At 63.0% G+C, this 16,747-nt stretch carries 8 protein-coding genes and 1 pseudogene; 7 read left to right on the plus strand and 2 right to left on the minus strand.

All coding sequences use genetic code 11. The features are described 5' to 3' along the window. The first annotated feature begins 269 nt into the window (after positions 1-269). The 6 genes and pseudogenes from treS to ABIE49_RS11540 all read left to right on the plus strand — a co-directional run bounded on the left by treS (position 270) and on the right by ABIE49_RS11540 (position 13,171). On the plus strand, positions 270-3,560 hold the full coding sequence (treS, locus tag ABIE49_RS11515) for a maltose alpha-D-glucosyltransferase (protein WP_192740122.1): 3,291 nt from the start codon (positions 270-272) through the stop codon (positions 3,558-3,560). Then, positions 3,557-5,704, plus strand: a complete 2,148-nt coding sequence (gene glgB / locus ABIE49_RS11520) for a 1,4-alpha-glucan branching protein GlgB (protein ID WP_192740110.1) — start codon at positions 3,557-3,559, stop codon at positions 5,702-5,704. The genes treS and glgB overlap by 4 nt, the downstream gene beginning before the upstream one ends. Before the next feature lie 3 nt (positions 5,705-5,707). Then, positions 5,708-7,783, plus strand: coding sequence for a glycogen debranching protein GlgX (gene glgX, locus ABIE49_RS11525; RefSeq protein WP_192740111.1), 2,076 nt, complete (start codon positions 5,708-5,710; stop codon positions 7,781-7,783). Continuing rightward, the gene (gene treZ / locus ABIE49_RS11530; protein WP_192740112.1) at positions 7,780-9,537 is read left to right on the plus strand and encodes a malto-oligosyltrehalose trehalohydrolase; all 1,758 of its coding nucleotides are present in this window, start codon (positions 7,780-7,782) and stop codon (positions 9,535-9,537) included. The genes glgX and treZ overlap by 4 nt, the downstream gene beginning before the upstream one ends. A gap of 4 nt (positions 9,538-9,541) precedes the next feature. After that, the gene (gene treY, locus ABIE49_RS11535; protein WP_192740113.1) at positions 9,542-12,337 is read left to right on the plus strand and encodes a malto-oligosyltrehalose synthase; all 2,796 of its coding nucleotides are present in this window, start codon (positions 9,542-9,544) and stop codon (positions 12,335-12,337) included. Positions 12,338-12,413: 76 nt separating this feature from the next. Next, a pseudogene (locus ABIE49_RS11540) lies at positions 12,414-13,171 on the plus strand (IS5 family transposase). Positions 13,172-13,184: 13 nt separating this feature from the next. Here ABIE49_RS11540 and ABIE49_RS11545 read toward each other — a convergent pair. Further along, a complete protein-coding gene (locus tag ABIE49_RS11545; RefSeq protein ID WP_192740123.1) occupies positions 13,185-13,496 on the minus strand; it encodes a polyhydroxyalkanoic acid system family protein in 312 nt (103 codons plus the stop codon). Between the two features lie 165 nt (positions 13,497-13,661). Between ABIE49_RS11545 and ABIE49_RS11550 the strand changes: the two genes are divergently transcribed. Further along, positions 13,662-13,826, plus strand: coding sequence for a DUF3309 family protein (locus ABIE49_RS11550; protein WP_192740124.1), 165 nt, complete (start codon positions 13,662-13,664; stop codon positions 13,824-13,826). Positions 13,827-13,924: 98 nt separating this feature from the next. Here ABIE49_RS11550 and ligD read toward each other — a convergent pair whose 3' ends face one another. Continuing rightward, positions 13,925-16,636: a DNA ligase D gene (gene ligD, locus ABIE49_RS11555; protein ID WP_192740125.1), complete on the minus strand. Its 2,712-nt coding sequence runs from the start codon at positions 16,634-16,636 to the stop codon at positions 13,925-13,927. Positions 16,637-16,747: the final 111 nt, after the last annotated feature.

A 16,747-nucleotide genomic window follows, 5' to 3' on the forward strand; every position in this document is an offset into this window, starting at 1 on the left:
AGGCGTCGCGAAATTGTCCAAATACAGGAAGGGGATAGACGGTGTCTAACGCTCAGCCCCTCAATCGGTTCCAAGGGAACCAAAGTCGGCCGAGCGGCTTTCTACATATCTCCGGAACGTCTCCTTTCTCGCAAGTGAAATGGGGGCGTCGTTTCCATGGCTATGGCATCACCGTGAACAAAAAAGTCCAAACCGGCGAAAGCTCCAAGGCCGGCGTCTCCTTCCGATTCGATGCTGCCGATCCGCTGAATGACGGCGGCAGCTTTGCGATCGATGCAAGCGAGGTGCCAGCCGTCGAGTCCAGCGACGATGAGCTCTGGTACAAGGATGCCATCATCTATCAGCTCCACGTCAAGGCCTTTGCCGACAGCAACAATGACGGCATCGGCGATTTCGCAGGACTGACGGAGAAGCTGGGTTACCTGCAGGACCTCGGCGTCACCACGCTATGGCTGTTGCCGTTCTACCCCTCACCCGGGCGTGATGACGGCTACGACATCGCCGACTATGGCGACATCAATCCCGATTTCGGGACGATGAAGGATTTCCGACGCTTCATCCAGGAAGCCAAGCGGCGCGGCCTGCGCGTCATCACCGAGCTCGTCGTCAATCACACCTCCGACCAGCACGACTGGTTCAAGCGCGCCCGGCGCAGCGGCCCGGATTCGAGCGCGCGCAACTGGTACGTCTGGAGCGATACCGACCAGAAATACCAGGGCACGCGGATCATCTTCACCGATACCGAGAAGTCGAACTGGACCTGGGACCCGGAAGCCGGCCAGTTCTACTGGCATCGCTTCTTCGCGCACCAGCCGGATCTCAATTTCGACAATCCGCGCGTGGTCAGCGCGCTGGTGAAGGTGATGAAGCGCTGGCTCGATACCGGCGTCGACGGTTTCCGCCTCGATGCCATTCCCTATTTGTGCGAGCGCGACGGCACCAACAACGAAAACCTGCCCGAGACCCACGCCATCATCAAGCGGCTGCGCACCGAGCTCGACGCCTATGCCAAAGGCAAGGTGTTGCTGGCGGAGGCCAACCAATGGCCCGAGGACGTGCAGGAATATTTCGGCCGCAGCGATGAATGCCACATGGCCTATCACTTCCCGCTGATGCCGCGCATCTACATGGCGATCGCCCAGGAAGACCGCTTTCCGATCACCGACATCCTGCGGCAGACGCCCGACATTCCGAGCAATTGCCAATGGGCGCTGTTCCTGCGCAACCATGACGAGCTGACGCTGGAAATGGTCACCGACGTCGAGCGCGATTATTTGTGGTCGACCTACGCCAACGACCCGCGCGCCCGCATCAATGTCGGCATCCGCCGGCGCCTGGCGCCGCTGATGGACAACGACCGGCGCAAGATCGAGCTGATGAACTCGCTGCTGCTGTCGTTCCCGGGCACGCCGATCATCTATTACGGCGACGAAATCGGCATGGGCGACAACATCTATCTCGGCGACCGCAACGGCGTGCGCACGCCGATGCAATGGAGCCCGGACCGCAATGGCGGCTTCTCCCGCGCCGATCCCGCACGGCTCTATGCGCCCACCATCATGGATCCCGTCTACGGCTATGAATCCGTCAACGTCGAGGCGCAGTCGCGCAGCCTGTCGTCGCTGCTGTCAGCCACCAAACGGCTGATCGCGGTCCGCAAATCGACACTGGCTTTCGGCCGCGGCACCATGACGTTCATCCGCCCGGAAAACCGCTCGGTGCTGTGCTATGTGCGCCAGTACGAGGACGAGGCCATTCTCTGCGTCGCCAATCTGTCGCGATCCGCACAGGCCACCGAACTCGATCTCTCGGCGTGGAAGGACCGGATTCCCCTGGAGATGCTCGGCCGCACGCGTTTCCCCGCGATCGGCGAGCTGCCCTACATGGTCACGCTGGCGCCGTACGGCTTCTACTGGTTCGAGTTGCAGGAGCGCGACAAGTCTGAGCCGGTGGTGCAGCGGGCGGTGCCCGAATTCGAAACGCTGGTGGTGCCACTGGGCGCGACCTGGGTGTCGCTGGCGCGCACCCGCGGCGTGTTCGAGCGCGACGTGCTGCCCGGGCATTTGGCGCGGACGCGCTGGTACCCGGAGCGATCGGCCAAGGCGATCCAGCCGACGCTGATTTCGGCAATCCCGTTCTGCGATATCGGCGACAACCGGCCGTGGCTTGCCTTCTTCAAGTCGACGCAGCGTGGCGTCACCACGCGCTACGTGCTGCCGTTGCAGATCGAATGGGTTCGGTTCGATCGCGAGCGCTACAACCCGCGCGCCTTGGCCGCCGTGCGTCAGGGCGCCCGCGAAGGAACGCTGCTCGACGTCGCCAACGACCAGATTTTCATCGCGATCCTGCTGCGAAACCTCAAGGAGTCGCTGATCGTCGACGAAAGCGAGCAGGGTTTGAAGCTGGAATTCCGGCCGACCAGCCGTTTCTCCGACAAGGCGATCAAGCAGCCCGAACACATCCGCACGATCGAGACCGAGCGGGCCGACAGTACTGCGCAAGTGGACGACGATTATGTCGTCAAGATCTACCGCACGCTGCAGGCCGGCATCAGTCCCGAGATCGAGATGGGGCGCTTCCTGACCGAGATCGCCGGCTTTGCCAACACGCCGGCGCTGCTCGGCAGCGTCGAACTGATTGATGGCGACGAACGAAACGCGATCGGGGTCCTGCATGCTTTCGTCGCCAACCAGGGCGACGCCTGGACCGTGACCGCGGCCTATCTTGACCGCTTCGTCGACGAGCAGCGCCTGCTGGCGGCAAGCGAGCGTGTCAGGGAGAGCGAGGATCAGGTCTCGTTTCTGCGCTACATGTCGCAGGCCGGCCGCCGCGTCGCCGAGATGCATGTCGCACTGGCTGGCAACAATGAGCTTCCCGACTTCGTGCCGGAGCCCATCAAGCACGAGGATGTCGAGCGCTGGTTCGGCGACACCCTGGCCCGCGTCGAGCGCGTCTTCGACACGCTGAAGCAGCGACGCGATACGCTGAAAGAGGCCGATCGTCCGCTGGTCGATCAGCTATTGGCCCAGCCATCCGGCCTGCCCGATCGGCTGAAGGCGCTGTTGCCGCGAGAAAACGCCGGGCTCAATATTCGCCATCACGGCGACTTCCATCTTGGCCGGCTGCTGATCGTCAAGGACGACATCTTCATCGTCGATTTCGACGGCGATCCGCGGCGCTCCATCGCCGAGCGTCGGCGCAAGGCGCCCGCGGCGCGCGACGTCGCCAGCATGGTCCGTTCGATCGATTATTCGACGACTGCAGCGCTTGAGCGGGCGCTCAAGGTGGCCCACGATGAAAACGGCAGGCTCGGGGCTGCGCTCGCCGAATGGCGGAATCGGGCGACCGCCGCGTTCCTGTCCGCCTATCGCGAAGCCATGGTTAACAAGCGCCTTTGGCCGGCCGACCCCGAAGCCGCCGAGTCGATGCTCAACTTCTTCCTGCTGGAGAAGGCATGCTACGAGATCGAATATGAACTATCCTACCGGCCGGATTGGCTACGAACGGCCTTGACCGGAATGCTCCGTATTTTGCCGCAACAGTCGCTTGAGGCCTTATGACCAAGCTACCCGCCGAGGCCTATGCGATCATCCAGGGCAATCACACCGACCCCTTCCATTATCTCGGTCTCCATACCGAGGGCGACCGCAAGATCGTGCGTGCGTTCCTGCCGGAAGCCTCCAATGTCGAGGCAATCGGTGAACATGGTGAACGGGCGCCGCTGGCGCGGATCCATGATGCCGGGCTGTTTGCCGGTGCGCTGCCGAACGGCTCTACGCGCTATCAATTGCGCGCCCAGTTCGGCGACAAACTGGTCGAACTCGACGACCCCTACCGCTTTCCGCCCGTCCTGAGCGACTTCGACCTTTACCTGCTCGGCGAAGGCACCCATCAGCGCATCTACGACAAACTCGGCGCCCATCCGATGACGCTGGAAGGCGTCGAGGGCGTGGCCTTCGTCGTGCTGGCTCCGAACGCCCGCGGCGTCAGCGTGGTCGGCGATTTCAATTACTGGAATCCGCGCCGGCACCCGATGCGGGTGCGCGGCGTCGGCTATTGGGAGCTGTTCATTCCTCGCGCCAGCGTCGGCGACCACTACAAGTTCGACATCATCGAACCCAACGGACAACATTTGCCGCTGAAGTCCGATCCGGTCGCCTTTGCCGCCGAAGTGCGTCCCAAGACCGCCTCGATCGTTTTCGACCAGGCCAATCTGCCGCGTCCGCGCCCGGCACCGACGGGAATGAATGCGTTGAACGCGCCGATGTCGATTTACGAGGTTCATCTCGGCTCATGGCGGCGCAAGGGCAGCAACGAGTGGCTGACTTACCGCGAGCTCGCCGAGCAGCTTCCGGCTTATGTCAAGAATCTCGGATTTACCCATGTCGAACTTCTTCCCATCAGCGAACATCCGTTCGACGGCTCATGGGGCTATCAGCCGACCGGCTTGTTCGCACCGACCAGCCGGTTCGGCACGCCCGAGGATTTTGCCGCGCTGGTAGATGCCTTCCATCGCGAGGGCATTGCCGTGCTGCTCGACTGGGTGCCCGGACACTTCCCCGACGATCCCCATGGCCTCGGTCATTTCGACGGCACCGCATTGTACGAACACGCCAACCCCTTGCAGGGCCGCCATCTCGACTGGGGCACGCTGATCTACAATTACGGCCGCACCGAAGTGGTGAACTTCCTGGTGTCGAACGCGCTGTTCTGGCTGGAGCGCTACGCCGTCGACGGGCTCCGCGTCGATGCGGTGGCCTCAATGCTCTATCTCGACTACTCGAGGCCCGCCGGCGAATGGATTCCGAACCAGCATGGCGGGCGGGAAAATCTCGAAGCCATCGGCTTTCTGCGCCGCTTCAACACCGAAGTGTTCGGACGCTTCCCGGACGCCACCACCGCGGCGGAAGAATCCACCGCCTGGCCGCAGGTCTCCCGCCCGGTCGAATATGGCGGGCTCGGCTTCGGCTACAAGTGGAACATGGGCTGGATGCACGACACGCTGAAATACATCGGCAAGGATCCGATCCACCGTAAATTTCATCACGGCGACATCCTGTTCGGCCTGCAATATGCGTTCTCGGAGAACTTCATCCTGCCGCTGTCGCATGACGAAGTCGTGCACGGCAAACGCTCGATCCTGGGACGGATGCCCGGCGACGACTGGCAGCGTTTTGCGAATTTGCGCGCCTATTACGGCTTCATGTTCGGGCATCCCGGCAAGAAGCTGATGTTCATGGGCTGCGAGTTCGGCCAGGAGCGCGAGTGGAATCACGATCACTCACTGGATTGGCACCTGCTGCAACAACCGAGGCATGCCGGCATCCACAGCCTGGTCCGCGACCTCAACCACCTCTATCGCACGGTGCCGGCGCTGCACGAGCTGGATTGCAGCCAGCCGGGCTTCGAATGGGTCATCACCCATGATTCCGGCGGCAACGTCTTTGCCTGGGTCCGCAAGGGCCTTGATGCGCGAGCGCGCTGCCTCGTGGTCGTGAACTTCTCGCCCAACGTCTACTACGATTACCGGGTACGTGTGCCGTTTGCCGGCAATTGGAAAGAAGTGTTCAATTCGGACTCCGCGCATTATGGCGGCAGCAATGTCGGCAATGTCGGCGAGGTCCGGACGCTGGAGGGCAACATCCCCGAACTCAAGCTGACGATTCCGCCGCTGGCCGCGATCTTTCTCGTACCGGAAAGCTGACGCATGCGCCTGACCGCGGGAACGCCCTCACGCCTTGGCGCAAGCTGGGACGGAAGAGGCACCAATTTTGCGCTGTTCTCGGCCAACGCAGAGAAAGTCGAACTCTGCCTGTTCGACGGCCAGGGCCGCCGCGAACTCGAGCGCATCGAACTGCCCGAGCGTACCGAGGATGTCTGGCACGGCTATCTCAACGACGTCTCGCCCGGGCAGCTCTACGGCTATCGGGTCCACGGGCCCTACCATCCCGAGCACGGCCACCGCTTCAACGCCAACAAGCTGCTGCTCGATCCCTATGCAAGGCGGCTGGCCGGCCGGCTGGTCTGGAGCGACGCGCATTTCGGCTATCGGGCCGGCAGCTCGCGCGAGGATCTCTCCTTTGACCGGCGCGACAATGCCCGCGGCATGCCCAAGGCGGTCGTCGTCGACGAGACCTTCAATTGGGGCCGCCGCGAGATGCGGCCCAACATTTCCTGGGAAGACACGATCATCTATGAGGCCCACGTCAAGGGCCTGACGCAGAAGCGCGACGACGTGCCGCCAGGGCTGCGCGGCACTTATGGCGGGCTCGCCTCGCCTGCGATGATCGATCATCTCAAGCGCCTTGGCGTCACCACCATCGAATTGCTGCCGGTCCACGGGCTGATCGACGACCGCGTGCTGGTCGAAAAGAAGCTGGCGAACTACTGGGGCTACAACACACTGGCGTTCTTCGCGCCCGAAGGGCGCTACGCGCAGGACAATCCGCTCGATGCGTTCCGCACCACGGTGGCGCGGCTGCACGATGCCGGCATCGAGGTGATGCTCGACGTCGTCTACAATCACACTGCCGAAGGCAATCATCTCGGCCCGACGCTGTCGTTTCGCGGCATCGACAATGCGTCCTACTACTGGCTCAAACCGGACAATCGGCGTTTCTATGACGACTTCACCGGCTGCGGCAGCTCGGTCAATCTGACCCATCCGCGCGTGCTGCAAATGGTGATGGATTCACTGCGCTACTGGGTCGAGGTCTGCCACGTCGACGGCTTCCGCTTCGATCTCGCCACCGCGCTGGCGCGCGGGCCGAACGGTTACGACCGCAACGCCGCCTTCCTCACCGCCGTGCGTCAGGATCCGGTGCTGGCAACCGTCAAACTGGTCGCCGAACCCTGGGATCTCGGTTTGGGCGGCTATCAGGTCGGCGCGTTTCCGTCACAATGGTCGGAATGGAACGACCGATACCGCAGCGCGATGCGGCGCTACTGGAGCGGCGAAGGCAGCCTGATCGGCGAAATATCAAGCCGCATGACCGCTTCCTCCGATCTGTTTCACCATGACAATCGCGCCCCGCGCGCCGGCATCAATCACATCACTGTTCACGACGGCTTCACGCTGGCGGATCTGTTCAGCTACAACGAGAAGCACAACGAGGCCAACGGCGAAGACAACCGCGACGGCTCCAGCCACAACGACAGCAACAATTGCGGGCATGAAGGCCCGACCGATGACGCTGCGATCATTGCGTTGCGCCGCCAGCTCCGCAAGAACCAGCTGGCGTGCCTGATGCTCGCGCAGGGCACGCCGCTGATGCTGGCCGGCGATGAAGTCGGCAACTCGCAGAACGGCAACAACAACGCCTATTGCCAGGACAACGAGATCGGCTGGGTTGGTTGGGAAAACCTCGGCAAGGAAGGCGAGGACCTCACCGACTTCATCGGCCATTTGACCGCCCTGCGCCGGCGGTTCGGCCAGATCCGCTGCCAGCGCTGGCTCGACGGCCGTCGCGCCGACGGCTCCTACGGCGTGCTGTGGCTGACCCCGGCGGCCGAGGAAATGAAGGAATCCGACTGGAAGTTTCCGGAAGGGCGATTTCTGGCCTACGTGCTTGGGCCGATGGAACAAGGACAAGCGCCGATCTTTATCGTTCTGAACGCCGCCCCCGAAGAGATCGCATTCAAATTGCCCAAGATGAGCAAATACAAGAGCTGGCAGCGGGTGCTGAATACCACCGAAATCGCGCAAGCGACGGCCGACTTCGCTGCGGGCGCCGACCTGAAGGCACCGCCGCGCTCGGTGCTCGCCTTTGCGGGCTCAGCATGAATGACCGACAATTTGGCCCCAAGCTGACGAAAGACGGCACGCGCTTTCGCCTGTGGGCGCCGGCGGCCAAGCGCGTCGATCTGCTGCTGCAACACCCCCATGCGATGCAGCGCGGCGACGATGGATGGTTTTCCGCCGAAATCCCGGGCACGACAGCCGGAGCCCGCTACAAATTCCGCATCGACGACGAGATCGATGTCCCCGACCCCGCCGCCGATTTCCAGCCCGAAGACGTCTTCGGTCCGAGCGAGGTGATCGACCACGCCGCCTTTCCGTGGCGCGCGACGGAGTGGCGCGGGCGGCCCTGGCAGGAAGCCGTCATCATCGAGGCTCATGTCGGAACCTTCACGCAGGACGGCAGCTACCGCGCCATGATCGGGAGGTTCGATCATCTCGTGCAGACCGGCATCACCGCGCTGGAATTGCTGCCGCTGGCCGACTTCGCCGGCAGCCGCAACTGGGGGTATGACGGCGTGCTGTGGTATGCGCCCGACAGCGCCTATGGCCGGCCGGAGGACCTCAAGGCGCTGATCGACGAGGCGCATCTGCGCGGCCTGATGGTGTTTCTCGACGTGGTCTATAACCATTTCGGCCCCGAGGGAAATTATCTCGGCCGCTACGCGCCGGGGTTCTTTACCGAGGCCCACACCCCGTGGGGCAGCGCGATCGATTACCGCGTGCCGCAAGTGCGCGCCTTCGCGATCGAGAATGCGCTGCATTGGCTGCGTGATTATCGCTTCGACGGATTACGGCTGGATGCTGTGAACAGCATCGTCGAGCCCGGCGGGCTCTCGCTGCTGCACGATCTCAGCATTGCTGTGGGCAAGCTCGCCGCGGCTACCGGGCGTCACATTCATCTGGTGCTGGAAAACGGCGACAACCGCGCCAGCATCCTGGACGCGGCGCAGGACCCGCCGCGCGGCAAATATCGCGCGCAGTGGAACGACGATTATCATCACGCCTGGCGCGTGCTGATGACCCGCGAGAAGCAGGGATATTATTGCGACTATCAGCGCTCGCCGCTGGGCGACATCGTCAGATCGCTATCCTCAGGGTTTGTCTACCAGGGCGAGATGTCGGAATTTCGCGGCGGCAGGCGCGGCGAACCGAGCGGCAAGCTCGCACCGACGGCTTTCATCAATTTCCTGCAGAACCACGACCAGATCGGCAACCGCGCCTTTGGTGACCGGCTCGAAGCGGTGGCGGATCCCAAAGCGATCGAAGCCGCGCTCGCCGTGATGCTGCTGGCGCCTGCGATCCCGATGCTGTTCATGGGCGAGGAATGGGGCTCGAAGACACCCTTCGCATTCTTCTGTGATTTCAAGGGCGGACTGGCGGACGCGGTCCGCAAGGGCCGCCGCAGCGAATACGCCTGGGCCTACGCCGAATATGGCGACGAGGTCCCCGACGCGTTGGCGCTATCCACCTTCCATTCGGCTGTCCTCGACTGGAATGAACGTGCCGAGCCGGCGGCACAACGACGGCAGTCAACCGTGCAGCAGATGCTGGCGATCCGCCGGCGGGAGATCGTGCCTCGCCTCGCCGGCGCGGCGTTCGGCGACGCAACGGCCGCCGGCAATGGCCTCATGACCGCCAGTTGGCGCATGGGCGATGGCGCCACGCTTCGCCTGCTCGCCAACCTGTCGGACCAGGAGATCGCCAATACTTCGGGTGAATTCAAGGGAACCCTGATCTGGGGCAGCGAGTTGGGAGAGCGCGTCCCGCCATGGTCGGTGCACTGGCGCATCGGATAGGAAAATGCCCCCGGCGATCCCGATCGCGACCTACCGCCTGCAGCTTTCGGCGGATTTCGATTTCGACGCGGCCGCTTCCGTCGTCCCCTATTTGAGGGCGCTCGGAATCACGCATCTCTACGCTTCGCCCTTCATGACGGCGCGCAAGGGCAGCACGCATGGCTACGACATCACCGATCACACAAGGTTCAATCCCGAACTCGGCGGCGAAGCCGGCTTCGAACGGTTGAGCGCGGCGCTGCGGAAATACGATCTCGGACTGATCCTCGACTTCGTGCCCAACCATGTCGGCGTGCACTTTGCGGACAATCCGTGGTGGCTCGACGTGCTGGAATGGGGTCAGACCTCGCCGCAAGCGGCATCCTTCGATATCGACTGGGAACTGCTGCCGTATCGCGCGCGCGGCGGCGTGCTGCTGCCGATCATCGGCTCCTCCTACGGCCAGGCGCTGGAAAGCGGCGAGATCGAACTGCGCTATGATGCGAGCGAAGGCAGCTTCTCGGCATGGTATTTCGAGCATCGGCTGCCGATCGCACCCGAGCGCTACAGCGAGATCCTGCGAACCGTGGTCAGGGAAGCCGGCGGCGAAGACAGTCCGGCCGGCAAGGACATCCTCGCCCTCGCCGCGCGCTACCACGGACTGCGCCGCCCGAACCGGAAGGAAGCCCCGGCGTTCAAAGAGGGGCTACGGGCGATTGCCGGAAGCACTGAGACCATTGCGCACGGGATCGATGCCTATCGCGCCGGACCGGATCGTCCCGCCCAGACGCTGGCGCTGCATCACCTTCTCGAACGCCAGCATTACAAGCTCGGTCACTGGCGGCTTGCCTCCAGCGACATCAACTATCGCCGCTTCTTCGACGTCAATTCGCTCGCGGGATTGCGCGTCGAGGACGCCGGCACCTTTGAGGCCATCCATCAACTCGTCAGGCGGTTGATCGCGGAAGGAAAGCTGCAGGGACTGCGGCTCGACCACATCGACGGCCTGCGCGATCCCGTTCAATACTTTCAGCGCCTGCGCCGGCTGATCCGCGGCGCGCAGGGCGCCAAACCATTTTACATGGTGATCGAGAAGATTCTCGGCGAAGACGAGAAGTTGCCTTCCTTCACCGGGGTTCACGGCACCACCGGCTACGAGTGGATGAACACGATCACGCAAGCGCTGGTCGACGGCAATGGGCTCGAACCGCTCAGCGAGATCTTCCGCCAGATCAGCAGCCAGTCGCCGAAACTCGAACCTATCCTGAAGGAGGCCAAGCGCCGGGTGCTCGAAACCCTGCTGACCAGCGAATTCACGGTGCTGACGCGCCTCCTGGCGCGCATCGCCAGCGGACACTACTCGACACGGGACTATTCCGCCGACAGCCTGCGGCAGGCGCTCGAACTCTATGTACTGCATTTCCCGGTCTATCGTACCTATCTGACGTCGTCGGGTCCGAACGCCCATGACCGCGCGCTGATCTCGCAAACGATCGCGAAGGCGCGCGCCGACTGGTTCGCCGCCGATGACGGCATTTTCGATTTCGTGCGCGATACCCTGACCATGGACCTGCTCAAGCCCGGCCGGCCGCCACACAGCGCGCCGCGCGTGCGCCGGTTTGCGCTGAAGGTGCAGCAATTCACCGGGCCGATAATGGCGAAATCGCTCGAGGACACCACGTTCTATCGCTACCACCGCCTGCTCGCGCTCAACGAGGTCGGCGGCGACCCGTCTGCCAGGGCGCTCTCTGTCGATGATTTTCATCAGATCATGCAGACGCGCGCCCTGGAATGGCCGCACGGCATGACCGCGACTGCAACGCACGACACCAAGCGGGGCGAGGACGCCCGCGCCCGGATCATGGCGCTGTCCGAGATCCATGGCGAGTGGACCAGCGCCGTGGCGCGGTGGAAGGTTCTCAACGCGCCCCATCTGGTGATCGACGGCGAGATGCGGGCGCCCTCGGCGACATTCGAATACATGCTCTATCAGGCCCTGCTGGGCGCCTGGCAGCCGGACGACGCGGCGTTCCTGGAACGGATGCAGGCCTACGCGCTGAAGGCCGCGCGCGAGGGCAAGGAGGAGACCAGCTGGCTCAATCCGCACGAGGCCTATGAGGCGGGACTGAAGACCTTCATCGCGCGCATCCTGGACCGCTCCGTTTCCGCCGAGTTTCTGGACGCGCTTGACGCACTGGCGCGGCGGGTATCGCTATTGGGCGCCCTGAACTCGCTGAGCCAGATCACGCTGAAGGCAACGATGCCAGGCGTGCCGGATTTCTATCAGGGTACCGAGCTTTGGGATTTCTCGCTGGTCGACCCCGACAACCGGCGGCCAGTCGACTTTGCCGAACGTGTCCGCCTGCTCGCTTCACTGCAGGCACCGGACTGGGACCAGTTGGTGCAGGATTGGCCGAGCGGCAAGTTGAAACTGGCCTGGACGCGGCATCTGCTCAAATTACGCACTGGGCTTGCCGATGTCTTCACGAACGGCGATTATCAGCCACTGGATATCAGCGGACCTCATCGCGACCACTTTATCGCCTTTGCCCGCCGTCGTGGCCGCGAGGCCGCAATCGTCGTCGTCACGAAATCGTCCGCGGCGTTCTCGGAGAGCGGCCGGGCGTGGCCCCGTGCGGAAAGCTATGATGCCACCCTCGATGTCAGCGGCTTTTCGGCGGAAGGATTTGCCGACGCCGATGCCTCACAATTGCGGTTGTCCGACCTGTTGGCGCACCTCCCCGTGGCCGTGCTGAAGGCCAGATATCACGGCGCGGCGCAGCCCGTGCCAAAGCGCAGGCGCTTGATGCCAACGCTCTAGGGCCGATCGACATTCAGGATTCCCAAGAGGTGTAATCGCTGATTCATAGGGTTCCGTGATTTGCACGGAGCGGATGATGGCGACGAGAAGATACGAGCTGAACGAGGCGCAGTGGGTAAAGATTTCACCACTGCTGCCGGGCAAGGGTGGCGACCCTGGCCGGACGGCCGCGGATAACCGTCTGTTCGTGAACGGATGTTTGTGGGTTCTGCGCTCTGGGGCGCATTGGTGCGACCTGCCGGAGCGGTACGGCAAGTGGAAATCGGTGCACCGGCGGTTCAGCCGCTGGTGCCATGCGGGCGTCTGGGAACGTGTGTTCACAGCCCTGACGGCGGACCGTGACAATCAGTATCTGATGATCGACAGCACCATCGTTCGTGCCCATCAGCAGGCAGCGAGCGGAAAAGGGGGGCCAAAGATCAGGCGCTGGGGCGCTCCCGAGGTGGACTGACGACGAAGATCCACATGCTGGCCGACGCGCTCGGTCGCCCGCTCCGCTTCGTCATTACGGCCGGCCAGACTGGCGACGTCACCCAGGCGCCTGCCTTACTTCACGGTCAGAACGGCGATGCCGTGCTCGCCGACAAAGCCTATGACAGCAACGCCATGCGCGCGATCATCGCTGATATGGGCGCAACAGCGGTCATCCCGTCCAACCGAACCCGCAGGATCATCATCCCGCACGACACCATGGCCTACAAACAGCGCAATCGCATCGAGCGCTGCTTCTGTCGCCTCAAGCACTTCCGGCGCTTGGCCACACGCTACGACAGACGATCTTCCCACTTTGCCGGCTTCATCCACCTCGCCGCAGCAATGATTTGGGGGCAATGAATGTCGATCGGCCCTAGTTCTTCTTGGTCAGCAACAGATTGCCGCGACTTCGGATCGCGGCCTGTGCCACTTCGGCGAAGCGCTGCAGCAACCACGGCAGCACGACCTCTACCTTCACATGATCTTCGGCGACATCGACATGGCCGGCAGCCGCCTGCCCGAGCGCGCGGACGCGAAAGACCATGCGGTTGTCTTCCCATCGCTCCTCATCGACGCTCAGCACCGGCACGCTCGATGCCGCGCGCGATAAACCGGACTTGAGACGGCGCATGGCCTCTTCGCGGCCGAGGCTGTGCGGAATGGAAACGACGAGCGGTGCGGACATTGGACAAATCCTCGGGTCTGATCTTTCGGATGTAATTCCGTTCCGTTCGAAAGGAAGAGGCGGGCGCGATATGTGCACTGCAATAGGCGGAACTTTCGCGATTGCCATTTGTTTTTCCGGTTGAGGGCAAGGCAAACGGGCGCCCAATGGGCTGAGGAGAGTTACATGTCACTCGGAACAATTATCCTGATCATTCTTATCATCGCGCTGCTTGGCGGCTTTTCCGGCATTGGCGGCGGGCCGTTCTACGGCACCGGCTATTACGGTGGCGGCGGCCTCGGCCTGGTGATCGTGATCCTGCTGATATTGTTGTTGCTCGGGAAGCTGTAGACAATTTGGAGATCGTAGGGTGGGCAAAGGCGCGCTTGCGCCGTGCCCACCTCTTTCTCACAAGACAAGATGGTGGGCACGCTTGCGCTTTGCCCACCCTACGCTGAAGCCAGCTTTTTCGTCGCCGCCTTGATCGACGCCGCCGCCTCATCGTAGTCCTGCCACGCCTTGGTTTTGGCCAGCAACGCCGGCACCGTGCGCACGGTGTATTTCTTTGGGTCGAGATCGCCGCGCACCTGGGCCCAGGTCAGCGGCATTGAAACCGTGGCGCCTTCGCGCGCGCGCGGCGACAGCACGGCGACCGCGGTCGACATCCGGTCGTTGCGCAGGTAGTCGAGGAAGATCTTTCCCTGGCGCTGCTTCTTCGACATGTTGAGCAGATAGCGCTCGGGATCGTCGTTCGCCATCCACTGGCAAACGCCCTGTGCGAACGCCTTCGCTTCCTTCCAGGTCACCTTGTCTTTGGCGCCGTACAGCAATGGCGTCACCACGTGCAGTCCCTTGCCGCCGGTGGTCTTGCAGAAGCTCTCCAGACCCACGGCGGTCAGCCGCTGCCGCATCTCCTTGGCGGCCTCGATCACGTCGGCAAACCCGACATTGGGCGCGGGGTCGAGGTCGAACACCAGCCGGCCCGGCACGTCAGGCGCATCAGGCGCGCAATTCCAGGGATGCAGCTCCAGCCCGCCGCTCTGCGCGACGGCGGCCAGGCCCTCGACGCGATCGATCTGCAGGTACGGCTTGCGGTCGCCTGAGACCTTGACGAGTTCGAGCAGCTCCGACTTGCCCGGCATGCCATGACGCTGAAAGAACGTCTCTCCCTTGATGCCATCGGGCGCGCGAACCACCGAGCACGGCCGCCCCTTGAGATGGCCGATCATCCATTCGCCGACGGCTTCGAAGTAGCGCGCAAGATCGAGCTTGGTCACGCCCTTGCCGTCCCCACCGTCGGGCCACAGCGCCTTGTCGGGTTTTGAGATGACGACGCCCATCACCTCAGCGGATTTGCTGGCCGACGACTTGCCGGACCTGATCAAAGGTTTTGTCACCTTGGTCATGACAGGCCTCTCCGCTTCAACCTCGTTCGCCGGCTTGTCCTGCCGCAGCCCCTTGAACGCCGCCTGCCTGATGTTGCCGCCGTCGGTCCACCCCGCGAACTCGATCTCGGCAACAAGCTCCGGCTTCAGCCAATGCACGTCGCGGGTCTTGTTCGGCGCGTCCTTGCCGCCAAACGGGCTCTTGTCCGAACTCGCCGCCTTCAGCGCCGGCATGATGCGCCGGACCGTGTCCTGCCCAAAGCCGGTGCCCACGAGACCGACAAAGGCCAAATGACCGTCGCGATAGACGCCGGCCATCAGCGAGCGGAATTTGCCGTTGGTGGTCTTCCAGCCGCCCAGCACCACCTCGTGTCCGGCCCGGGTCTTGGATTTGGTCCAGCTTTCGGACCGCCCGGATCGATACGGCGCATCCAGCTTTTTGGAGATGATGCCTTCCAGCGCCAATTTGTTGGCAGCTTCCAGGATGGAAGCGCCGCCTTCCTCGAAATGCTCGACATATTGAATCAGGCGACCCTTGCCCTTCCGCGCTTCCAGGAGTTTCCTCAAGCGCGCCTTGCGCTCGCCCAGCGGCAGGCCGCGCAGATCCTCACCGCCGGCGAACAGCAGATCGAACGCGAAGAAGATCAGCGCGCCGGTCTTGCCGTCGGAGATCGCGGCCTGCAGCGTCGAGAAATGCGGCACGCCATGATGGTCGAGCGCGGCGATCTCGCCGTCGATCAGCACATCCGGCAGCGATGTCGCCTCCCTGGCGATGGCGCCGAACTTTTCCGTCCAGTCCAGTGCTTTACGGGTTTTCAGGACGGCGTCGCCATCCTCGACCCGCAATTGCATGCGGTAGCCGTCGAATTTGATCTCGTGGCACCAGCCGTCCGAATTGGGTGGGCTTTCGGCCGAGGCGCAAAGTTGCGGCGCGACGAAATCCGGCATCGCATCGACCTTCTTCGCCTTGGTCGCCTTAGTCTTGGTCGCCTTAGTCTTGGCCGCCTTAGTCTTGGCCGCCTTAGTCTTGGCCGCGGCGCGCGCCTTCGTTGGAGGCGCGGGTCGCGATATCGACGTCCTGATCGATGTTTTTCCCTGCGCCCGCGCTTCCGCCGCCTCGCCGCGGTTGGAATTCCACACCGCATCGGCTTTGGTCTTGCCGCCCTTCGCCAGCATGAACGGCTTTGGCGCCCTTCCCTTGCCTGTCGCGATCTGATCCATCGAGCGGCCCGACGCGACCGATCTGTCATCGTCGAGGATGTCGCTTGCGTCCCCTTCCTTGACGAATTCGTCGCGGTGCTTGATCAGCAACCAGTTGGTGCGCTTGCCGCCATAGCGGTCGCCCTTCATGCGCACCAGCACCCAGCTGCCGTGCAGCTTCTCGCCGTGCAGGATGAATTTCAGGTCGCCCTTCTTGAAGCCGCGATCGGGATCATCGGATTCCCAATAGCCGCGATCCCAGAGCTGCACGGTGCCACCGCCATACTGGTCATCGGGAATGGTGCCTTCGAAATCGCCGTAGTCGAGCGGATGGTCCTCGACCTCGACTGCGAGGCGCTTGTCGTGCGGATCGAGCGAGGGACCGCGCGTCACCGCCCACGATTTGAAGACGCCGTCGAACTCCAGCCGGAGATCGTAATGCAGCCGGGTCGCGTCATGCTTCTGGATCACGAACCGCCGCTGTTTTGAAGGCGCCACCTTGGCGTCACCGGACGGCTCGCTGGTTTTTTCGAAATCGCGTTTTTTCCGGTAGGTGGTCAGGCTCTTCGGCGGCAAGGTCAAATCCCACCCTTCAAGCGCCACTGCATACGGCGGCAACAGGAACGAAAACCCATACTAACCGGGGAAGTTCCAAAGCCAACCCCGTCATTGGAAACCGGGGTTGCT

Origin of the sequence: Bradyrhizobium sp. OAE829 (assembly GCF_040546575.1) — a bacterium.
Classification (GTDB): domain Bacteria; phylum Pseudomonadota; class Alphaproteobacteria; order Rhizobiales; family Xanthobacteraceae; genus Bradyrhizobium.

Bases quoted from the DNA above. Each gene is read 5' to 3' on its own strand.
- glgB (WP_192740110.1), top strand. From the start codon at position 3,557: ATGACCAAGCTACCCGCCGAGGCCTATGCGATCATCCAGGGCAATCAC.
- glgX (WP_192740111.1), top strand. From the start codon at position 5,708: ATGCGCCTGACCGCGGGAACGCCCTCACGCCTTGGCGCAAGCTGGGAC.
- treZ (WP_192740112.1), top strand. From the start codon at position 7,780: ATGAATGACCGACAATTTGGCCCCAAGCTGACGAAAGACGGCACGCGC.
- treY (WP_192740113.1), top strand. From the start codon at position 9,542: ATGCCCCCGGCGATCCCGATCGCGACCTACCGCCTGCAGCTTTCGGCG.
- ABIE49_RS11545 (WP_192740123.1), bottom strand. From the start codon at position 13,496: ATGTCCGCACCGCTCGTCGTTTCCATTCCGCACAGCCTCGGCCGCGAA.
- ABIE49_RS11550 (WP_192740124.1), top strand. From the start codon at position 13,662: ATGTCACTCGGAACAATTATCCTGATCATTCTTATCATCGCGCTGCTT.